We start from the raw sequence: 21,647 nt of genomic DNA on the forward strand, positions 1-21,647 counted from the left end.
CCTGGGTAGGGATCGGGTTGCCCCGCGCGGCAATGTGCGCTGCAACAACGACAAAGCCCCCACCAGTCTTGCGACTGGCGGGGGCTTCGAATGAAAGCAGATGGTACGACTCGAACAAACAGGCTTACAAAAACTACGCTAGCCTGGCTTTGTGCCGAAACGTCACATCCTCACGGCAGGCGGCACATAGCGGCACTCGTAGCGCTTTCTGACGGTGCCGTTTTCATCGACGCTTTCCAGATACACGTCGAACTGCCACAGCCGCGCCATGTGCTTGAGCACTTCGTCGCTATCCGACGACAGATGCCGGTTGTCGCTCATGAAGTGCCGCAGCGTGAGGCTGCGGTCACCGCGCGTATTGACCGACCACACCTGGATGTTCGGCTCGCGATGATGCATGTCGTACTGCCGCGACAGCGCCTGGCGCACGTACTGGTAGCCGCTGTCGTCGTGAATCGCCGACACTTCGAGCGCGTCGCGCATGTCGTCGTCGAGTACCGAGAACAGGCGCATCTCGCGAATCAGATGCGGCGACAGATACTGCGCGACGAAGCTCTCGTCCTTGAAGTTGCGCATCGCGTAGTGCATCGCGGGCAGCCACGGACTGCCGGCCAGCTCCGGAAACCACTTGCGGTCTTCGTCTGTGGGCGCCTCGCAGATGCGGCGAATGTCGCTCATCATCGAAAACCCGAGCGCGTACGGGTTGATGCCGCTGTAATACGGCTTCGTGACCGGCGGCTGATAGACGACGTTGCTGTGCGAATGGAGAAACTCCATCATGAAGCCGTCTTCGAGCTTGCCCTGGTTGTACATCGTGTTGAGCAGCGTGTAGTGCCAGAACGTCGCCCAGCCTTCGTTCATCACCTGGGTCTGGCGCTGCGGATAGAAGTACTGGCCGATCTTGCGCACGATGCGGATCACCTCGCGCTCCCACGGCTCGAGCAGCGGCGCGTTTTTCTCCGCGAAATACAGCAGGTTTTCCTGCGGCTCCGGCGGATAACGCTCTTCGACTTCTTCCGGTAACGGCGTATGGCGCGCGGGCAGCGTGCGCCACAGTTCGTTGACCTGCGATTGCAGATACGCCTCGCGTTCGCGCCGCGCGGCAAACTCTTTTTGAAGCGACAGCTTTTGCGGCCGCTTGTAACGGTCCACGCCGTAGTTCATCAACGCATGGCACGAATCGAGCAGTTCCTCGACACGATCGAGCCCAAAGCGCTCCTCGCACTCCGCGATGTAGTTCTTCGCATAGACGAGGTAATCGATGATCGCGTGCGCGTCCGTCCACAGCTTGAACAGGTAGTTGCCCTTGAAAAACGAGTTGTGGCCGTAGGCCGCATGCGCGATGACGAGCGCCTGCATCGCCATCGTGTTCTCTTCCATCAGATACGCGATGCAAGGGTTCGAATTGATGACGATTTCGTACGCGAGGCCCATCTGGCCGCGACGATAGCTTTTTTCAGTGGAAAGGAAGTGTTTGCCGAACGACCAGTGACGGTAGTTCACGGGCATCCCGACGGACGCATACGCATCCATCATCTGTTCGGCGCTGATCAGTTCGAGCTGGATCGGATAGACGTCGAGTTCATATTGCTCCGCAACACGGGCAATGTGCGAGTCGTACTCTTCGATCAATTCGAAGGTCCAGTCGGACGGGCACGGCAGAGGCCTTCTATCGGCTACGTTCATACGGACTTCCCTTTGCCCTTGATTGGGCTTTCCGGTGTGTCCCGTGCTGCAGCGCTGCGGACTGCTCCGGCACGAGCGGCTACCGTTTCCGCCCATGCCTCGGCCTGCCTCGACTATCGCTGCGGCACGCCTTGGTTGCGTCGCGGCGCCGTTTCATACGACCGATAAAGTTCTGTCATACGATTGGCCGCGCGCCGTGTCGCTCAGCGATGCGTTCGCAACGAACCTGCCGTTACGATGTTGCCGCCTGCTTTTCGAACAGCTCACGAAACACCGGATAAATATCGGCTGCGGTTTCGACCTTTTTCATCGCCATATGCGGCTGGCTCAACGCCAGTTGCGCATATTCGAGCCACAGGTTCTGCTCTTCGGGCGTCACCTGAATATACGCAAAATACCGCACCTTCTCCAGGATGTCATCCGCGAGTATCTTGCGGCACTTCGGCGAATCGTCGGTCCAGTTGTCGCCGTCCGAAGCCTGCGCCCCATAAATGTTCCATTCAGTCGGCGAATAACGCTCGTCCATCACCTTGCGCATCAGTTCGAGCGCACTCGACACCACGGTGCCGCCGCTTTCGGTCGAATGGAAGAACGTGTCTTCGTCGACTTCCTCGGCGCGCGTGTGATGGCGAATGAACACGACCTCGATGCGCTCGTAATTGCGCTTCAGGAACAGGTACAGCAGGATAAAGAAGCGCTTCGCGAGATCCTTGCGCTGTTCGTCCATCGAGCCCGATACGTCCATCACGCAGAACATCACCGCCTGACTCGACGGCGTGGGCTGCTTCACGCGATTCACGTAGCGCAGATCGAACGGATCGATAAACGGAATCCGCCAGATACGCCCGCGCAGATGATGGATTTCCTCTTCGAGCACGCGGATTTCTTCGCGGCGATCGGCGGGGTCGGCCTTCATCTCGTCGAGCTGCCGCTCCATCTCATGCAGCTGGTTGACGAGCGGCGCGCCGAGCGCGATGCGCCGGCCGAGCGCGCTGCGCAGCGAGCGGACCACGTCGATATTGTTCGGCGTGCCCTCGGCAGCCCAGCCCGCGCGGATGCTTTTCCACGTAGGCACGGCCATCAGATGGGTTTTGACGAGACGCGGCAACTCCAGATCGTCGAAGAAGTACTGCATGAACTCTTCGCGGCTCAGCTCGAACACGAAGTCGTCCTGACCCTCGCCCTCGTTGCTGGCCTGACTGCCACCGCCACCACCGCCGCCGCCTTGCGGGCGCTGGATCTTGTCGCCGCGGATGTAGTCGGAATTGCCGGGATGCACCATTTCGCGCTTGCCGCCCGGCCCGTGCCGGAACGACGGCTCCGCGATGTCCTTACGCGGAATGGTGATGCTCTGGGTGTTTTGAATATCCTTGATGCTGCGGTCGCGCACCGCTTCCGAAACGGCGCGACGAATGTAGTTCTTGACGCGACGCAAAAAACGCTCGCGATTCGCAATGCTCTTGTTCTTGCCAGCCAACCTGCGGTCGATGATTTGATGAAGCACGCCAGGTCTCCGCTCTAATTTCCGGTGCGCGAGACGCGCGCCGTCTGGGCAGCCACGCTACGTCCAAGCGGCCCGCGCCTCGCCGGTTGCCCGTACGGTCAGACCGTACGGGCGGCACACGCCAGGCATCATCAGCGCATCATGATGACTTGCGCACACGCAGATACCAGTCACACAGCAAGCGTACCTGCTTCGGCGTATAGCCCTTCGCCACCATGCGATTGACGAAGTCTTCGTGCTTGCGCTGCTCTTCCGCCGAACCCTTTGCATTGAACGAGATGACGGGCAGCAGTTCCTCCGTATTCGAGAACATCTTCTTTTCGATCACGACGCGCAGCTTCTCGTAGCTGATCCATGCGGGGTTTTTGCCCGCATTGGCAGCACGCGCGCGCAGCACGAAGTTCACGATCTCGTTGCGGAAGTCCTTCGGGTTGCTGATGCCCGCGGGCTTTTCGATCTTCTCCAGCTCGGCGTTCAGCGCGGCACGGTCGAAGCTCTCGCCGGTGTCGTGATCGCGGAACTCCTGATCCTGAATCCAGAAGTCCGCATACGTGACATAGCGGTCGAAGATGTTCTGACCATATTCCGAATATGACTCCAGATACGCGGTCTGAATTTCCTTGCCGATGAATTCCGCGTAGCGCGACGCGAGCACGTCCTTGATAAAGGACAGGTACTTCTGCTCGGTTTCCGGCGGGAACTGCTCGCGCTCGATCTGCTGTTCGAGCACGTACATCAGATGCACCGGATTGGCCGCGACCTCGGTCGAATCGAAGTTGAACACGCGCGACAGAATCTTGAACGCGAAACGCGTCGACACACCGGTCATGCCTTCGTCGACGCCCGCGAAGTCGCGGTACTCCTGGTACGACTTCGCCTTCGGATCGGTGTCTTTCAGATTCTCGCCGTCATAGACCTGCATCTTCGAGAACAGGCTCGAATTCTCCGGCTCCTGCAAACGCGTGAGCACGGACATCTGCGCCATCATCTTCAGCGTGCCGGGCGCGCACACTGCGCTGGCGAGCGACGAATTGCGCAACAGTTTCTCGTAGATCTTGACCTCTTCGCTATAGCGCAGGCAGTACGGCACCTTGACGACGAAGATCCGGTCGAGCAACGCCTCGTTGTTGCGGTTGTTGCGGAACGCCTTCCATTCCGACTCGTTCGAGTGCGCGAGGATCACGCCGTCGAACGGAATCGCGCCGAACCCTTCCGTGCCCTTGAAGTTGCCTTCCTGGGTCGCGGTGAGCAGCGGGTGCAGCACCTTGATCGGCGCCTTGAACATTTCGACGAATTCGAGCAGACCCTGATTGGCGAGGCACAGGCCACCCGAATAGCTGTACGCGTCCGCATCGTCCTGCGCGTACTGTTCGAGCTTGCGGATATCGACCTTACCGACCAGCGACGAGATGTCCTGATTGTTCTCGTCACCCGGTTCGGTCTTCGCGATACCGATCTGGCGAAGGATCGACGGATAGCGGCGCACCACCTTGAACTTGCGGATGTCGCCGTTGTACTCATGCAGGCGTTTGACCGCCCACGGACTCAGGATACTTTTCAGGTAGCGGCGTGGAATGCCATATTGTTCTTCGAGAATCGGGCCGTCTTCCTCGTAATCGAACAGCCCGAGCGGCGATTCGTTGACGGGCGAGCCCTTGATCGCGTAGAACGGCACGCGTTCCATCAGTTGCTTCAACCGTTCGGCAATCGACGACTTGCCGCCGCCGACCGGCCCCAGCAGATACAGGATCTGCTTCTTCTCTTCGAGCCCCTGGGCCGAGTGCCGGAAGTAGGCGACCACCTGCTCGATCACCTCTTCCATTCCGTAGAACTCACGGAACGCGGGGTATACCTTGATGACCTTGTTTGCGAAGATTCGCGATAAACGCGGATCGTTGCGAGTGTCGATCTGTTCTGGTTCTCCTATTGCCGTGAGCATGCGTTCGCCAGCAGTGGCGTACGCGGCGGGATTGTCTTTGCAGAGCGCGAGATACTCCTCGAGCGAGAGTTCATCCTCCCTCGTTTTTTCGAAGCGGGTCGCGAAACTGCTGTAGATATCCATGCTACCTCCTCGCCGAAGTCTGGAGCGATGTCGTGCGCGGCGCGCTATTCGGAAACGACATCGCTCGAATTCATCCTAAACCCTTTTAAATTTTTTTTCACGGACTACGTTGCGAAAATCGCGCCGTACCCGCCTCCCTACATTCCTCACTTGGAAACACCGATTCGACCACCTACAATTTTGCACTCACGCTGCGGCAAATCGCGCGTTCCGCGCGCTTCACCTCGACACGATCCGCGCATGATTCGCGCATGATTCGTTCACGCTCCGTTCAAGCCGCGCTGTGCGTCGAACTGCCGTCGCACTGCCGTTCTGTTCAATCGCGCATCTCTGTTCAGTGATCCTGCCCGAGCTTTTTGCAATGCTGCGTCACATGCAGCAATTGCATTGCGCCGCCCTGCTATTGCACATCCCGTTCCCGCACCCTCGCTCCGCGCTCGAATGATCGCTGTCTGCGCACGCACACTTCGTCCGCGAAAGCGTCGATGTCACTCATTCGATCCCGCGCTTATCATCCACAACGCGCGCCACGGCTATCCGGTCGACATGCATTCGAAGCTGTTACATATCCGATGTTCGCTTGCGCACCTTGTGCACCTTGTGCACGCTGCGGTGACACGTTGAACCACGGTTGAGCCACGGCTTCAGCCGATTCGTCATCACGCGATGAGTTTGGTTCCGCGCCGCGCCAGCGAAGCAAGCCATTACATGACTGGATCACGGCCATGTATCGCGATGCCTTCATAGGTGTATACGGATAGGCGCGTACAAAGTTGCAACGCAGGCGTCGAGTTCATCCTCGCTTTACATCCGTGCCGCCTGTTCTTTTGCCGCTCGCCATCCCGTTCGTCCGCGATCCTTCCGCGTCTTTCCGGGTCTTTCAGTTAACGATTTGCAGCCCGCAATCCTTTCGCGCCGCCGGAAATAAAAACGGCCGCCCCTTCCTTGGAGCAGCCGTTTGCATGATGCGTGGTAATCAACGGTTACAAGCGACGCAACGCCGCCTGGTTCCGCTCGTTCAGGTCAGTTCGATCTCCACTTCACCAAGTCCGTCGATATGCCCGCGCACGATGCCGGGTTCGGTCACCTTGTGCGCGCCGACATACGAGCCGGTGGTCAGCGTCCAGTCGCGCTCGATCGTGATACCCATCGCCGCGCAATGGTTGACGAACCACACCAGCAATTCGCGCGGATCGCCGGCCGGGTTGCCGGTCGCCTCCGGCAGCACCGAGCGGCCATTGAAGCTCAGCTCCAGCTCCGGCGACACGAAATCGAAGCCGCGCGCGAGTCCCGCGTAAGCGGCGGGATGCCCGACCACCAGCGCGCCGTTGTTCTGCGCATCGGCCAGTTGCGCGAGCGGCGCGACGTTCGGCCACTCGCTGAAACGGCTATCGACGATCTCGATGGCCGGCAGCACGACACCGACCTTCGATAGCACTTCGTCGCGCGCATACGCCTGGCCGCGCGGCTCGATCGTCTCGTCGAAGCGAAACGCGATTTCCAGTTCGATCAGCACCCGAAAGAAGCCGGCCTGCGCGAGCCGTGCCGGCGACGGCACGACCAGCGACGCGGGGATCGGCGCGCCCGACGCGGCGCCGCCCGGCGCCTTCGCGCCGATTTTCCACGCCCCGGTCGACTCGCCGAGCCCCGCGATGACCGCCTGCTGGATCGCATAGGCGGTCGCCGCATCGGGCGGCAGGCTGTCGGGTGCGGGGGCATCGATCGGGCGATGCTGCCGGCGTGCGTCGACGAGGCGTTGCACAAGGTCGTGTGGCGTCATGTCGGTCCTTTCTGGCTGGCGCATGGAGGGTTCATAAGGGCGTAACACTATGTGGGAAGTACGTGTCGCGGGTGCCGACTGCCGCGGACCTCGGGCGTGGCCGTGCCCGTCAATGTACCGGATCGCGGCACGCGCCAGGGAAGCGCGCACGCCCCGCAAACGTTAATTCACCCGTGCGGCATGAAAAAAGACCGCGCATGCGAATGCATGCGCGGTCTTCGGAACTCGGATCAAGGTGTTGCCGGCGCGCGTCGGGATGCTGAAGGAACGCGCGCGTCTGGGAACGGATGTTGCATGGGTTCGCCCGGTGCATAAGCGCAGCAGCGAACCCATGTAAAAGCGAAACGTTAGAAGGTTTCCCAATCCTGATCGCCGCCTGCGGTCGATGCCGTCGTCGCGGCGCGGGCAGGCGCTCGCGCGGGTGCGGCGGGCGCCGGCGCGGCGCTTGCGCTGGCCGGCGTCTCAGCGCTGACCGAAGCGGCCGAAGCCGCCTTGGCCGGCGAAGCCGCACGCGTGCTCGTGGACGTCTGCTTGCGCGGCCGTGCCGCTGTCGCGCCAGTCGACGCAATGCGCTTCGGCGTCGCCAGAGCCGGCTCGCGATCCGCGTTCGCGCCGCCGTCATTGACCTGGAACACCGAGACCGCGCTGCGCAGCCGGGCTGCCTGCTCTTCCAGCGACGACGCCGCGGCCGCCGCCTCTTCCACCAGCGCCGCGTTCTGCTGCGTGACCTCGTCCATCTGCGTGACCGCGCGCGCGACCTGGTCGATGCCGCTGCTCTGTTCTTCCGATGCCGCCGCAATCTCGCCCATGATGTCGGTCACGCGCTGCACCGCGCTGATGATCTCCGTCATCGTGCGACCCGCTTCGTCCACCAGCGCCGAGCCCGACTGCACCCGCTCCACCGACGTATCGATCAGTTCCTTGATTTCCTTCGCCGCCGCCGACGAACGCTGCGCAAGGCTGCGCACCTCGCCTGCGACCACCGCGAAGCCACGCCCTTCCTCACCCGCGCGCGCCGCTTCCACGGCTGCGTTCAGCGCCAGGATATTGGTCTGGAACGCAATGCCTTCGATGATCGAGATGATGTCCGCGATCTTCGCCGAACTCTGGTTGATATCGCCCATCGTGCCGACCACCTGACCCACCACCGCGCTGCCCTTGTTGGCGATCTCCGATGCGTTGGCCGCCAGCGAACTCGCCTGGCGCGCGTTGTCCGCGTTCTGTTTAACCGTGCCGGTCAGCTGGTCCATGCTCGACGCGGTCTGCTGCAACGCCGACGCCTGCTCTTCGGTACGCGAGGACAGATCGATGTTGCCCGCGGCGATCTGCCGCGTCGCGGTCGCGATCGACTCGCTGCCGCCGCGCACGCTGCGCACCGTTTCGGTGAGACTGCGCTGCATCCGTGCGATACCGTCGAGCAGTTGCCCCATTTCGTCGCGTGACGTCACCACCACCGGACGGCGCAGATCGCCCGCCGCGATTGCGTCGAAGTGGCCCAGCGCTTCGTCGAGCGGGCGGCCGATCGCGCGGCTCAACGTCAGATAGGAAAACACCGCGGCGAGCGCGCCGAGTATCACGGCCCCCGTGCTGATCAGGCGAAACACCTCGAAACTGGCTTGCGCGGCGTCGTAACCGTGCTTGGCCGAATTGAACTGGAGCTGGCTCAGCGCGTCGTCGGCGGTGCCGAGATCGTTGTATGCCGCCTGCAGGCGCTTGGCGTCATCGATGAAGCTGGCCGGTTTGTTTGCCGCGATATCCGCGGCAAACGTGTCCAGTTCCCGATGCAGCGCATCGCGTTTGGCCGACGTATCCTGCGCGAGACGGTCTTCTTCGGCACCGCGCGGCAGGTCCAGATACTTTTTCCACCACATGTCGGAGGTGCCGCGCGACGCATGCCCGCGCTCGATCGCCGTGGCCGCCTCCGGCGTACCGGCCAGCAACACGGCCCGGTCGAGCGTCATGCGTTCACGCGCGGCGAAGATTTCCGCATTGCCGATAGCGACTGCGCTTGGCATGTCGTTAGTGAACGTACCCTGATACGCGGTGTTCGTACGGCTCATGCCGATCACACCGAAAACACCGATGGCGATCAGCAGCGCGGCGAGAAAAGCCATCGTGAAGCCGATGCGCGCCTTGATCGTAATGCCCTTTTTCAACATGCTTGATCCTGTGCTTTGCAAGAAGAGAGGCTGCGTGTGGAGTTTTTGAGCGGCATGACACAAATGCCGGGCGCTTGTGGAACTCACGCTCTAAATACCGTTTACGGCGCAGCGTTCACATACTTGAAGTGGATATCGGGCGCAGAAAAGACTTTGTAATCAATTGAAATCCGTCTCGGGTGCAATTGATGAATTGCAACGCGCGGAGTCATCAACGACGCTTGACAAATGGAAAGTGCTGGGGATCAAGCGGTAGAAACCCGAGGAGTTCGGGTCGCGGCACGTCCCATTTTTGTGATGCCCGTAAAAAGACCGCGGATGCGGGCGCATACGCGGTCTCGTTGTGACTCGTTATTTTTTTGCCGCGGGTCGCGGCAGCGCATAACTGGTTGCGGCAACGACCACAATGTCACGCCAGCGTGCCCGCACGCGGCCCCGCCGATATAAAGCGGACCGGATCCTTAGAACGTTTCCCAATCCTGATCGCCGCCGGCCGCCGATGCAGTCGTCGCGGCCTGCGCAGGCGCACGCACCGGAGCGGCGCTGGTCCCACCGGCCGCGCCCGTGGCCGCCGACGCCTTGACCGCGTTCGCCACCGGCACCGCCGACGCGGCCGCCCGCACTGGCTTGCGCGCACGCGTGGCGACCGCAGCGGCAGCGCGCCGCGGCGCTACAGCAGCCGGCGCCGCAGCGCCGTTGTCGTCGACCTGGAACACCGCGACCGCGCTGCGCAGACGAGCCGCCTGCTCCTCCAGCGACGACGCCGCAGCCGCCGCCTCTTCCACCAGCGCCGCGTTCTGCTGCGTAACCTCGTCCATCTGCGTAACCGCGCGTGCGACCTGGTCGATGCCGCTGCTCTGTTCCTCCGACGCCGCCGCAATCTCGCCCATGATGTCGGTCACACGCTGCACCGCGCTGATGATCTCCGTCATCGTGCGGCCCGCTTCGTCCACCAGCGCCGAGCCCGACTGCACCCGCTCGACCGACGTATCGATCAGCTCCTTGATTTCCTTCGCCGCCGCCGACGACCGCTGCGCAAGGCTGCGCACCTCGCCCGCCACCACCGCGAAGCCGCGCCCTTCCTCACCCGCGCGCGCCGCTTCCACGGCTGCGTTCAGCGCCAGGATGTTGGTCTGGAACGCAATGCCTTCGATGATCGAGATGATGTCCGCGATCTTCGCCGAACTCTGGTTGATATCGCCCATCGTGCCGACCACCTGACCCACCACCGCGCTGCCCTTGTTGGCGATCTCCGATGCGTTGGCCGCCAGCGAACTCGCCTGGCGCGCGTTGTCCGCGTTCTGTTTGACCGTGCCGGTCAGCTGGTCCATGCTCGACGCGGTCTGCTGCAACGCCGACGCCTGCTCTTCGGTCCGCGAGGACAGATCGATGTTGCCCGCGGCGATCTGCCGCGTCGCGGTCGCGATCGACTCGCTGCCGCCGCGCACGCTGCGCACCGTTTCGGTGAGACTGCGCTGCATCCGTGCGATACCGTCGAGCAGTTGCCCCATTTCGTCGCGTGACGTCACCACCACCGGACGGCGCAGATCGCCCGCCGCGATCGCGTCGAAGTGGCCCAGCGCTTCGTCCAGCGGACGGCCGATCGCGCGGCTCAACGTCAGATAGGACAGCGTGGCCGCGATCACACCGATCACCAGCGCGGCGATGCTGACCATGCGGAACGTCTCATAGCTGCTCTGCGCGGAGTCGAAGCCCTCTTTGGCGGAATCGAACTGGTATTTGCGCAGCACGTCATCGGCGTCGACCAGGTCGTTGAACGCCACCTGCAGATTCTTCGCATCGTCGGCCACCTTGCTCTGATCCTTCGCGTTTATCGTGGCCGCGAACACGTCCAGCCGCTCGCGCAGCGTCGTGCGTTTCGCGGCCACGACCCGCGCGAGCCGGTCTTCGTCGGCGCCGCGCGGCAGGTCCAGATATTTTTTCCACCACGTGTCGGAAACACCGCCCAGCATGCGCCCACGATCGATCGTCGCGGCCGCCTCCGGCGTGCCGACCATGAACGCGGCGCGATCGAGCGCGAGACGCTCGCGCGCCGCATACATTTCCGCGTTGCCGATATCGACGGCACTCGGCATCGCGTTAGTAAACGTGTCCTTATAAGCGTCGTTCGAACGGCCCATGCCGAACAGACCAAAGACGCCGATTGCCACCAGCAACGCAGCGAGGAACGCCATCGTGAGACCGATGCGCGCCTTGATCGTGATGCCTTTATTCAACATGCTGTGTCCTGTGCTTTGCAAAAAAGATGGCGTCGCGTGAACCGTCCGAAGCCCCGGTTCGCGCGTTATTTCGAGCGGGTGCTCTAGCCAGCGTTTACGGCACCCCCGTCACCAACTTGAAGCATTTATATGGTATGAAGAAAGACGTTAGCCGCATTTGAAAGAAAATTGAATGCTGAAGGCGATCAGGCGACGAAGCGTCGAATGACCCGTTTCTGCTCGCCGAAACACGGGTTCATAGGCCGGAGGAGCGGCAGCAAATCGGCGCGATGGATACGCGATGCCCGAGCCGAAGCCGCGCAGCCGTTCACTCAGCGAGGAGCAACGACGCGACTGCGCGATAGAGGGGATTCGCTGGGATGTGAGTTGAGCGCCGCATAGTGCGACTGCGACAAGCGGCGATCCGCCACGTCGATCCACGCAGGATCGTGCCGGTTCAGATCAACGCGTCGACTTCGGCGCGGGTCGGAATCGAAGGCTGCGCGCCCGCGCGCGTCACGGACAGCGCCGCCGCGCGCTGCGCAAATCGGATCGCCGTATCGACGCTCGCGCGCTGCGCGAGTTGCGCCGCGAAACCGCCGATAAAGGTATCGCCGGCCGCGGTCGTATCGACGGCTTCGACGCGCGGCGCGTCGTACAGCGTCGCGACCGCGCCGGCGAGCGCCACCAGCACGCCGCGCGCGCCGAGCGTGACCAGCACGTTGCGCGCGCCGGCCGCGCGCAACGCGGCGGCGGCGCTCGCCGCATCGTCGGGCGAATCGACCGGCAGGCCGGTCAGCGCGGCGGCTTCGAGTTCGTTTGGAATCAGGTAATCGATCAGCGGCAGCCAGTCGGCCGGCAACGGTCCGGTGGCGGGCGCGGGATTGAGGATCACGGTCTTGCCGAGCCGCCGCGCCGCGGCGAGCGCAGCATGTACCGACGCTAGCGGCGTTTCCAGCTGGCAGATCACCACGTCGGCGGCGGCGAGCGCCGCTTCGTGACGGGCAATCGTCTCGGGTGTCACCTCGCCGTTGCTGCCGGCGACGATCACGATCGTGTTCTGGCTCGCGTCATCGACGACGATCAGCGCGACGCCGCTTGGCTGCGTGCCGGTTTCCAGCGCCGCGCAGTCGATGCCCTCCGCTTCGAGGCCGGCGCGCAACTGCGCGCCATTCGCATCGGCGCCGACGCAGCCCAGCATCGATACCTGCGCGCCGAGCCGCGCGGCCGCGACCGCCTGATTGCCGCCCTTACCGCCCGCGACCTGCGCGAACGTGCGGCCGGCCAGCGTCTCGCCCGGCTGCGGCAAACGCGGCGAGCGCACCACGAGGTCCATGTTCAGACTGCCGACCACCGTTACGCGCGAGCGCATTTCGTTGCTTGCCACTTGCTTGTCCTCCGTTGCGCGCGGCGGCTCGGGCTTGTCACCGGTTGCCGTCGCCGGCGCGCGCCTGCCGGCTCGTGGCCGCGGTGCGCGCCGCTGCCAAGACGCTCGTCGCTGGCGCGGCGCCGAGATGTCCTCGGTCCAGTCTCGTGCCGCTTACCCTCAAGTCAAGCCGCGAGGTCCCGCTGTCCCTCGCCCACCCATGCGGCGGTCGATTCCCGCACGATCAGCCGTGGCGACACGACACGCCGGCGCGCGGGCGGCCGCACGCTGTGAGCGCCCGGCGCCGCGGCAATGCGTTCGATCAGCGTCTGCGCGGCCATGTCGCCGAGCGCGCGCACCGACTGCCCGACCGTCGACAGTGACGGGAACGTGAAACGGCCAAGCTCGATATCGTCGAAGCCGATAATCGAGCAGTCGCGCGGAACGCTGATATTGCGCTCGGCCGCCGCGCGCAGTGCGCCGATGCCCATCATGTCGTTGCCCGCGAAGATCGCCGACGGCTTGACGGTGTCGAACAGCTGCCCGGCCGCGCGATGCCCGCCCATCCCCGAAAAATCGCTTTCGACGATCGCCTCGGGCGGAATCTCGATGCCGCGCTCGGCCATCGCGCGGATAAAGCCGTGCACGCGCATCGCGCTGACGGCCGTCTGCACCGGCCCGGTGATGCAGCCGATGCGCACGTGGCCGAGTTCGAGCAGATGGCGGGTCGCCAGATAGGCACCCTTCTCGTGATCGATCTGCACGAGGTCCGCGTTGAGCCCTTCGATGTTGCGATCGACGACGACCAGCGGCTCGTGAGAGTCGGCGAGCGTCTGCGCGAGCACCGCGTCGTCGCCCGCCGATGCGACGATCAGACCGTCGATGCGCTTTTCCTGCAGCACGCGCAGGTAGTTGCGCTGCTTGGCGGGGTCGTCGTCGGAATTGCAGAAGAACACGCAATAGCCGTTGCGCGCGCAGCCATCCTCGATGCCGCGCGCGAGTTCGGCGAAATACGGGTTCGTGCTGTTCGGCACCACGAGTCCGATGGTCGCCGTCGCGCGCGCCTTCAGCGAGCGCGCGACCGCCGACGGCACATAGTGCAGTTGACGGATCGCGTGCTCCACTTTCGCGCGCACATCGGCCGACACTGGCCGCGAGTTGTTCACCACATGCGATACCGTCGTGAACGACACGCCCGCCACGGCTGCCACATCCTTGATCGTCGCCATACCTGTTGCTCTCCTGTCGATCGGAGTTAGCGCTTTAGCGCTTACTCCGATCCCATGCAGCATCATCGCTGTCGACGTGAGTTAGCGCTTTAACGCTGACTCCCGTCCCATGCAAAGCTCTTACCCCGGTCCCATCTTCATCGAAGACAAACCGACTCATTCATCATCGCAACCCGCGGCACGGCTGCCCGGCAGCCTGGCCACGTCCTTCACCCACGCTTGCGGCGGCTGCGGTACGTATCCAGCACCACCGCCACCACGATCACCGCGCCGGTGATCATCCGCTTGGTCGGCTCGTTCGCGCCGATCTGCGCGAGCCCCGCGGCCAGCACCGAGATGATCAACACACCAAAAAACGTGCTGATGACCGAGCCGCGCCCACCCATCAGACTCGTGCCGCCGATCACGACGGCCGCGATCACCTGCAGCTCCATGCCGACGCCGGCGTTCGGATCAGCCGCCTCCAGCCGCGAGATCTGGAACAGCGCCGCGAGCCCGGCCAGCGCGCCCATCAGCGCGAACACGATCACCTTGTACGGCCGCGGATTGACGCCCGCGAGCCGCACCGCTTCCTCGTTCGTGCCGATGCCGACGAGGTAGCGGCCGAACACCGTGCGCGTAAGCACCAGTTGCGCGATCACCATCACCGCGACGGCGATCAGGAAGGCGGGCGAAATCCCCAGCGCGATCGGGTTCGACAGAAAATCGAACGCATCGCCGATATAGGCGGTGCGCGAATTGGTCATCTGGTACGCGAGGCCGCGCGCCGCTTCGAGCACGCCCAGCGACACGATGAACGACGGAATCCGCCAGCCCACCGTCACCGCGCCGGTCACCGTACCGGTCAGCGCCGCGACCGCGACGCCGAGCAGCGCCGACGGCAGCGGCCCCCAGCCCCATTTCAGCGCGGCCACGCTGACCACCGACGCCCCCAGCGCCAGCACCGAACCGACCGACAGATCGATTCCCGCGATGATCAGCACGAAGGTCATCCCGACCGACATCACGACCAGATCCGGAATCTGATTCGCGATCGTGCTGAACGTGTCGTAAGTCAGAAAGTGCGAGCTCAGCAGCGAAAACAGCACGATCATCGCAAGCAAAGCGCCTGCCAGACCCAGGTAGTTCGAAAAGCCGAGCCGCGTGCCGGCCGGTTTGCCGCTCGCGAGCGGCGCCGACGGGTCGGCCGCGGGCGCGGCTTGCAGTCCACCCGGCAGTCCACCCTGCGCTCCGCCTTGCACGTCACCCTGCTTCGCATCCGCCGCTTCGCGCCAGGATCGATCGGTCATGACAGACTCCCTGCTTCAGTGGTGTCCAGCCGATGCAGCAGCGCGTCGCGGTTGCGGTAGCCGGCGAACGCGGCCGCGAGCAGCGCGTCCTGACTCCAATTCGCGCGCTCGAACACGCCCGTCATGCTGCCGGCGGACATCACGCCGATCCGGTCGCAGATCAGCATCAGCTCGCGCAGATCGCTCGACACCACGACGAGCGCGCGGCCCGCACGGGCGAGCGCGCCCATCAGGCCGTAGATATCGAATTTCGCGCCGACGTCGATGCCGCGCGTCGGTTCATCGAACAGCAGCACGCGGCAGTCGCGCGCGAGCCAGCGGCCGATCACGACCTTCTGCTGATTGCCGCCCGACAGATCGCCGACGATCTGCGCCGGCCCCGAGCTGCGAATCCGCATCGCGTCGATCTGTTTCTGCGCGAGCGCGTTCTCGCGCTGGGCGTCGACGAGGCCATGCCGCGCGACGCTGCCGAGATTGCCGAGCGACACGTTGGCCGCGATCGGCTGCGGCAGCAACAGGCCTTCGCCCTTGCGGTCCTCGGTAATCAGTGCGATGCCCGCGCGCACCGCGTCGGCCGGCGAGTCGATGCGCACCGGAGTGGGCGGCGCGCCCGGCGTCGCGGCGAGCGACACGGTGCCGCCGTCCTTCTGGTCGGCGCCGTAAATCAGCCGCATCAGTTCGGTACGGCCCGCGCCGATCAGGCCGCTGATGCCAAAAATCTCGCCGGCGCGCACCTCGAACGACACGTCGCGCACGACCTTGCCGCGCGCGAGCCGCTCGACCTTCAAGAGCGGTGCGCCGATATTGCGCTCGCCGAGATCGATATGCTCGCCAAGCTCGCGCCCGACCATCCACGTGACGATCTGCTCGCTGGTCAGGTTCGCCATTGCGTCGACGTGCACGAGGCGTCCGTCGCGCAGCACCGCGACCCGCTCGGCCACCCGCGCCAGCTCCTCGAGCCGGTGCGAGATATAGACGAGCGCGACGCCGCGGGCCTTCAGACGCCCGATCTGCTCGAACAGCAGATCGACTTCGCGCGCGGTCAGCATCGCGGTCGGTTCGTCGAGGATCAGTACGCGGCAGTCGTCGATCAGATTGCGGGCGATTTCGACCATCTGCTGATGGCCGATGCCGAGTTCGCCGACCAGCGTGTCCGGGTCGATCGCATCGAGCCCGACCTGCGCCATCGCCTCGCGCGCGTTCTCGCGCAGCCGGCGCCGGTCGATCCAGCCAAAGCTGAGCGCGCCCGCGCGCGGCAGTCGGTTCAGGAACAGGTTTTCGGCCACCGACAGCGTCGGCAGCAAATTGAGTTCCTGCATCACCATGCGCACGCCGAGCGCTTCGGCCTGGGTGCGGCTCGCCGGCTGATACGGCGCGCCGGCCAGACGCATCGTGCCCGCGCTCGGCTCGACCAGCCCGCCGATGATCTTCGACAGTGTGCTCTTGCCCGCGCCGTTCTCGCCGGTCAGCGCCAATACCTCGCCGGCGCGCAACGACAGCGAGACGTCGGCGAGCACCGGCTCGGCATAGGTCTTGCCAATGCCGCTGACGGACAGTACGACAGGCAACGCGTCGTGGTCGGTTGAATCCATCTTGATCCTGGTTCCGTCGCGCTTGCACGGTTCGTCATGGCCTGGACGAATCCGCGGCTCGCGCCACGTGTCATGCCGGTCCGATGCACACAGTGCTGGCATCGGTAGCGCCGCGCTTCCTCTCACCACGCGGCGGTCGTCATGACGTTTATCTCTGACATTAACGGCGGCGCGGCACGTTTCTTGAGCGTTCATTGAATAAATGCGGCTCAGCGCTTTGCGATACCGTGGCCACTACGAGGTTTTGGCCCTTTTGTGGCATTTCGTGCCGAACTCCGCCGGTGATACCGCAAGCGCGGCCGCGATGCCGGTCGCCGCATAGAGCAAGTTCGCGCGGCGCGCCGACGCCCGGCTCATCTGTCGCACCGGGCGCGGCGCGCGTTTGACCACTTGCCTTACGGCCGCTTACTTCAGCGTGTCTTTGGTCACGAGATCGACCGGTGTTTCGACCACGCCCGACAGCTGCGACTGATTCTTGTGCTCGCTCAACGCCTTCAGCGCTGTATCGATGCCGAACACGGCCTGCTTGGCCGCGTACTGGTCGGCGGTCGCGAGCACGCGGCCGTCCTTCAGCATCGGATGGATCGCGTTGATATTGTCGTAGCCGACCACCAGCACCTTGCCCTGCTTGCCGGCCGCGCGCACGGCCGACACCGAGCCGATCGCCATGTTGTCGTTGCCGGCGAGCAGCGCCTTCAGATTCGGATACTCGTTGAGCATGGCCGATGCGACCGCGTTGCCCTTGTCGATTTCCCATTCGCCTGATTGCACCAAGACGACTTTCGCGCCGACCGCCTGCATCGCGGCCTTGAAGCCCGCGGTGCGCTGCTGCGCGTTGGTGGTGGTCGACACGCCTTCGATGATGCCGACCTCGTCGCCAGACTTCAGGCGCTTGGCCAGGTAGTCGCCGACCTTCTGCGCGCCCTTCGCATTGTCCGGGCCGACGAACGGTACGTTCAGGTCCTTCGACTTCAGCACGTCCTCGTCGAGCCGGTTGTCGATATTGACGACGATGATGCCGGCGTCGACCGCCTTCTTGACGACCGGCACCAGCGCCTTCGAATCGGCCGGCGCGAGCACGATCGCATCGACTTTCGACACGATCATCTGCTCGACGATACGGATCTGGTTCGCGGTGTCGGTTTCGTCCTTGATGCCGTTCGTGATCAGGTCGAACTGGCCGGGGTTGTGCTTCTGATAATCTTTCGCGCCGTTCTCCATGGTCAGGAAGAACTCGTTGGCGAGCGACTTCATCACGAGCGCAACCTTGGGTTTATGAGCCGGCGCGTTCTGCGCATGCGCGGCGGAAAACGGCAATACGGCGGAAGCGGTGACGAGAACTGCGGCGGCAAGAATGCGGCGACGGATCCGATGGCTCATGCGTATCTCCAAGGTTGTCAGGCTCGCGAAGCAAGCCGTATTTTTCTGGTGCGCAAACGTTTGCGACGGCTATTTTTGCGGCAAAACTTCTGGCATGTCAACGATTCGCGGTGTTGCAACGCGTCGGCCGCGTGATGAATGCGGCGATGCGTTGCGCGCGATCGATTCGCGCCGGCATGCGGGATTCACGCGCCGGCGGCCAGCGTATCGCAAGGAAGTCCTCGCCTGGTTCGTGCGTGGCAATGTTGCCGCACGCTGCAAACAATCGACCGGCGGCGCAACGAGCGGGCTGCTTATGCTGGCCCTTTATTGCGCGCGGTGCAAGTGGAAATGGCGAGCAACCGCAACGCAGCCGCCGCGGCTTCAGATGGAGAATCCGATGCGCGGCCGCGTGCACGGGCTATAGCGGCACAGCCGCCGGCGCGCGGACTACAGCCATCCCGCCTTGCGAAAGCGCCGGTACAGCACGAAGTCGATCGCGACCATCACCAGCAGAACGACCGGATATCCGTACTTGAAATGCAGTTCGGGGATCCGCTCGAAGTTCATCCCGTAGATGCCCGCGATCATCGTCGGCACCGCGAACAGCGCGGCGAACGAGCCGAGCCGCTTGGTGATTTCGCTCTCGGCCAGCGAGATCATGCCGAGGTTCACCTGCACCGCGGTCACGACGATTTCGCGGCGGCCCTCGATGGTTCGGACGATCCGTTCGAGGTGATCGTAGACGTCGCGGAAATACGTCTGCATCCCCGCGCAGATGCTCGGAATGCGCCCGCCCGTCAGCTTGCTGACCGCTTCCTGCAAGGGCCCGATATGGTGCTGCAGAATCACGAGCCGGCGCTTCATCATGTACAGGTCCTGCACGATCGCGCGCGACGCAGCCGAATCGTTGCGTTCGAAAATCCGATCTTCGAGTGCTTCGAGTTCGGTGCTCATTGCCTCGATGATCGGGAAATAACGGTCGACCACGTCGTCGGCCAGCGCATACAGCACGAACGCCGAGCCTTCCTTCAACAGATGCGGCTCGCGCTCGCAGCGCGCGCGCACGTTCTGGAAGCCGGCGCGCGTGCCGCGGCGCACCGACAGCACATAGTTGCTGCCGACGAACACGTCGACCTCGCCGATCAGCAGTTCGCCGTTGTCGTCCATTTCGACCGTATGCATCACCACGAACAGCGAATCGCCGTACTCCTCGATCTTCGGCCGCTGATGACCGTATTGCGCATCCTCGATTGCGAGTTCGTGCAGGTTGAACTCGTCTTTCATCACAGCGAGTTCTTCGGGAGTGGGGTCCTTCAGCGCGACCCATACGAAACACTCGGGGCGACAGACGTAGTCGCTGATGCTGTCGATATCGATGTCTGCGAGCTTCTGGCCGTCCTGATAGGCGGCGCAATTGATCATCATGTTCGAATTACCTTGCAAGCAAAACAGACTGGCCCGCGCTTACACACAAGCATTTCGAAAGAATTTCGTAAGTGCCGTACAAGCGAGGCATCCGTCTGCATTAACGGATAAGCGCGCGGACGCATGGGTGGTATCAGCCGCCATGTTAAGGCGCCGCGCGCCGGCTGCGCGTATCGAATTGTTAATTGTGAGTGACGCGTTGGAGCGACGCATGTGAGTAAAACGCGCGAGCACGACGCGAGCGTGACGCGCATGAACGGCACGCGAATCGCGCATGCTATTGCGCGACCCGCTTCAGACCGATGCGGTGATCGTCGTTGAACGTCACCGACGCGCGGTTCGTGTAGCGCGGATCGGCTGTCACCAGGAAGCTCAGCTCGACGACCGGATCGAACTGCGTCGACACGCCGATGCGATGCATGCCCGGCGGCAGATAGAAGACCACATGCTCGCCATTCATCAGGTCGGTCACGCGCTCGCCATCGATATAGACAAGCGCATCGCGAAAACGCACGACCACGTCGCGAGAGCGCTCGCGCCGCACGTCGACCGCGACGAGTCCCGGACCCGCTTGCGTATAGCCCGATCTGACGATGCGCTCGAGCGGCACCGGCTTGAACGGGACCGGCTCGGCCGGCGCGGATGCGCAGCCGGCGAGCGTGAGCAGCGCGAAGGCGGCGAATGCGGCGGTGAAGATGGAGACCAGCCTGGACATCGCGGTGGCGGGCAGCCTGGCAACGAAGATGGCGACCGAGGTGACGGCCAGCCTCATCGCCGATGTAGCGAACGTGAAAACCCGCGTGGCTCGGCCATGGCAGGACAGGCGCATCGGCATGCTGGTTCTCCCGTGTCGTGATGGTGGCCCGGCTCGTGCCTCGTGTCGAGGCGCCGCGCGGGGAGTACGCACCCGGTTGCGCGGCGGCCGTGGCGCGCTCGTTCGTATGACTGTTGTGATGATAGCAACGCGCGCGCGTTGCGCCAGCCAGGTGGTTCAGCGAGGCGCCGCGCTGCTTATTTGCTCGATCATCCGGCCGCTCATCCATCCGATCCCTCTGCCGACGCCACGCCTCTTGCATGGCGCCGCGTTCTTCTTCATGATCGCTGGAAATGCAGGCATGCGGGTGGCTCGCCGCCCTCGTTTGCCGGCATGGTGCCCCTGCCCTGTCCCGTCGACTACCGGATGCGTGCTCAAGGAGATTGCGATGTGGTATTTCACCTGGATTCTCGGCGTGGGCGTGGCCTTGGGCTTTGGCATCATCAACGTGATGTGGCTGGAGACCAACGGCAAGTTCGCACGCGATCCGCAACAGCCCAATCTCTCCGCTAGCTCCGGCTCCGCTGCTGGTTCTACGCCATCCACTCCGCTCGCCGAGGACAAGCGTTCGTGACCCTGCTGGTTTTCTTTTGCGGTCATGCGGGGACCGGCAAAACAACCCTCGCGAAACAGCTGATCGGTCCATTGATGAAAGCAGGCGGCACGCCGTTCTGTCTGCTCGACAAGGACACGCTGTACGGCGGCTACAGCGCCGCGGCGATGGCGATGCTCACCGGTGACGCCAACGACCGCGACAGTCCGCTGTTCCTCGAACATCTGCGCGAGCCCGAATATCGCGGGCTGATCGACACCGCGCGCGACAATCTCGAACTCGGCGTGAGCGCGCTGGTGGTCGGACCGCTGTCGCGCGAAGTGCGTGACAGGAAGCTCTTCGATCATCAGTGGCTCGGCGTGGCACCCGACGTAACGCTGCGCGTCGTGTGGGTTCATACATCGGACGAGACCGCGCGCGAGCGGATCGTCGCTCGGGCAAATCCTAACGACGCATACAAGCTCGCGCACTGGGACGAATACCGGCAGCGCCGCTTCGTGCCGAGCAGCGCGGCTCGCGACGATCTGCTGATGTTCGACAACACCGCGCCGAGCGCTGCGGATTATGACGCGCTGGTGGCGAGGATCGTGGGCTAGCGAGCTGAAGC

Annotated in this window: 15 protein-coding genes; 2 read left to right on the top strand and 13 right to left on the bottom strand. The window is 63.6% G+C overall.

Annotated elements, in window-relative coordinates; genetic code table 11:
• Positions 1-162 precede the first annotated feature (162 nt).
• The 13 genes from L0U82_RS09730 to L0U82_RS09790 form a co-directional block, all read right to left on the bottom strand.
• Positions 163-1,686 (bottom strand): SpoVR family protein, encoded by a 1,524-nt coding sequence (locus L0U82_RS09730; RefSeq protein WP_326489717.1) that lies wholly within the window; start codon positions 1,684-1,686, stop codon positions 163-165.
• A 232-nt stretch (positions 1,687-1,918) separates the two neighbouring features.
• The gene (locus L0U82_RS09735) at positions 1,919-3,190 is read right to left on the bottom strand and encodes a YeaH/YhbH family protein (RefSeq protein ID WP_233830374.1); all 1,272 of its coding nucleotides are present in this window, start codon (positions 3,188-3,190) and stop codon (positions 1,919-1,921) included.
• A gap of 139 nt (positions 3,191-3,329) precedes the next feature.
• Entirely contained in the window at positions 3,330-5,252 is a 1,923-nt protein-coding gene (locus L0U82_RS09740; protein WP_233830376.1) for a PrkA family serine protein kinase, read from the bottom strand.
• A gap of 1,018 nt (positions 5,253-6,270) precedes the next feature.
• On the bottom strand, positions 6,271-7,032 hold the full coding sequence (locus L0U82_RS09745; protein WP_233830378.1) for a 2-keto-4-pentenoate hydratase: 762 nt from the start codon (positions 7,030-7,032) through the stop codon (positions 6,271-6,273).
• Positions 7,033-7,379: 347 nt separating this feature from the next.
• Positions 7,380-9,191, bottom strand: coding sequence for a methyl-accepting chemotaxis protein (locus tag L0U82_RS09750; protein ID WP_233830380.1), 1,812 nt, complete (start codon positions 9,189-9,191; stop codon positions 7,380-7,382).
• Positions 9,192-9,652: 461 nt separating this feature from the next.
• Positions 9,653-11,431, bottom strand: coding sequence for a methyl-accepting chemotaxis protein (locus tag L0U82_RS09755; RefSeq protein ID WP_233830382.1), 1,779 nt, complete (start codon positions 11,429-11,431; stop codon positions 9,653-9,655).
• A gap of 436 nt (positions 11,432-11,867) precedes the next feature.
• Positions 11,868-12,797, bottom strand: a complete 930-nt coding sequence (rbsK, locus tag L0U82_RS09760; RefSeq protein ID WP_233830383.1) for a ribokinase — start codon at positions 12,795-12,797, stop codon at positions 11,868-11,870.
• Positions 12,798-12,961: 164 nt separating this feature from the next.
• Complete coding sequence (locus L0U82_RS09765) at positions 12,962-14,005, bottom strand: LacI family DNA-binding transcriptional regulator (RefSeq protein WP_233830384.1); 1,044 nt, start codon at positions 14,003-14,005, stop codon at positions 12,962-12,964.
• A 209-nt stretch (positions 14,006-14,214) separates the two neighbouring features.
• Positions 14,215-15,294: an ABC transporter permease gene (locus L0U82_RS09770; protein WP_233830385.1), complete on the bottom strand. Its 1,080-nt coding sequence runs from the start codon at positions 15,292-15,294 to the stop codon at positions 14,215-14,217.
• Positions 15,291-16,886: a sugar ABC transporter ATP-binding protein gene (locus L0U82_RS09775; protein ID WP_233830386.1), complete on the bottom strand. Its 1,596-nt coding sequence runs from the start codon at positions 16,884-16,886 to the stop codon at positions 15,291-15,293. Before L0U82_RS09775 ends, L0U82_RS09770 begins: the two co-directional genes overlap by 4 nt.
• Before the next feature lie 405 nt (positions 16,887-17,291).
• On the bottom strand, positions 17,292-18,266 hold the full coding sequence (locus L0U82_RS09780) for a sugar ABC transporter substrate-binding protein (RefSeq protein WP_233830387.1): 975 nt from the start codon (positions 18,264-18,266) through the stop codon (positions 17,292-17,294).
• A 429-nt stretch (positions 18,267-18,695) separates the two neighbouring features.
• Positions 18,696-19,673 (bottom strand): magnesium/cobalt transporter CorA, encoded by a 978-nt coding sequence (corA, locus tag L0U82_RS09785; RefSeq protein WP_233830388.1) that lies wholly within the window; start codon positions 19,671-19,673, stop codon positions 18,696-18,698.
• A 277-nt stretch (positions 19,674-19,950) separates the two neighbouring features.
• Positions 19,951-20,388 carry a hypothetical protein gene (locus tag L0U82_RS09790; RefSeq protein WP_233830389.1) on the bottom strand — a complete coding sequence of 146 codons (438 nt, stop codon included), beginning with the start codon at positions 20,386-20,388 and terminating at the stop codon, positions 19,951-19,953.
• A 487-nt stretch (positions 20,389-20,875) separates the two neighbouring features.
• Here L0U82_RS09790 and cydX point away from each other — a divergent pair, with 487 nt between their 5' ends.
• Positions 20,876-21,061 (top strand): cytochrome bd-I oxidase subunit CydX, encoded by a 186-nt coding sequence (gene cydX / locus L0U82_RS09795; RefSeq protein WP_233833209.1) that lies wholly within the window; start codon positions 20,876-20,878, stop codon positions 21,059-21,061.
• Positions 21,058-21,636: an AAA family ATPase gene (locus tag L0U82_RS09800; protein ID WP_233830391.1), complete on the top strand. Its 579-nt coding sequence runs from the start codon at positions 21,058-21,060 to the stop codon at positions 21,634-21,636. Before cydX ends, L0U82_RS09800 begins: the two co-directional genes overlap by 4 nt.
• Positions 21,637-21,647 lie beyond the last annotated feature (11 nt).

This window comes from Paraburkholderia sp. ZP32-5, from assembly GCF_021390495.1.
GTDB lineage: Bacteria > Pseudomonadota > Gammaproteobacteria > Burkholderiales > Burkholderiaceae > Paraburkholderia.

Coding starts and splice junctions, on each gene's coding strand:
- L0U82_RS09750 (WP_233830380.1), bottom strand. CDS start 9,191: ATGTTGAAAAAGGGCATTACGATCAAGGCGCGCATCGGCTTCACGATG.
- L0U82_RS09730 (WP_326489717.1), bottom strand. CDS start 1,686: ATGAACGTAGCCGATAGAAGGCCTCTGCCGTGCCCGTCCGACTGGACC.
- L0U82_RS09790 (WP_233830389.1), bottom strand. CDS start 20,388: ATGTCCAGGCTGGTCTCCATCTTCACCGCCGCATTCGCCGCCTTCGCG.
- L0U82_RS09765 (WP_233830384.1), bottom strand. CDS start 14,005: ATGGCGACGATCAAGGATGTGGCAGCCGTGGCGGGCGTGTCGTTCACG.
- L0U82_RS09780 (WP_233830387.1), bottom strand. CDS start 18,266: ATGAGCCATCGGATCCGTCGCCGCATTCTTGCCGCCGCAGTTCTCGTC.
- cydX (WP_233833209.1), top strand. CDS start 20,876: ATGTGGTATTTCACCTGGATTCTCGGCGTGGGCGTGGCCTTGGGCTTT.
- corA (WP_233830388.1), bottom strand. CDS start 19,673: ATGATGATCAATTGCGCCGCCTATCAGGACGGCCAGAAGCTCGCAGAC.
- L0U82_RS09745 (WP_233830378.1), bottom strand. CDS start 7,032: ATGACGCCACACGACCTTGTGCAACGCCTCGTCGACGCACGCCGGCAG.
- L0U82_RS09770 (WP_233830385.1), bottom strand. CDS start 15,294: ATGACCGATCGATCCTGGCGCGAAGCGGCGGATGCGAAGCAGGGTGAC.
- L0U82_RS09755 (WP_233830382.1), bottom strand. CDS start 11,431: ATGTTGAATAAAGGCATCACGATCAAGGCGCGCATCGGTCTCACGATG.
- L0U82_RS09775 (WP_233830386.1), bottom strand. CDS start 16,886: ATGGATTCAACCGACCACGACGCGTTGCCTGTCGTACTGTCCGTCAGC.
- L0U82_RS09740 (WP_233830376.1), bottom strand. CDS start 5,252: ATGGATATCTACAGCAGTTTCGCGACCCGCTTCGAAAAAACGAGGGAG.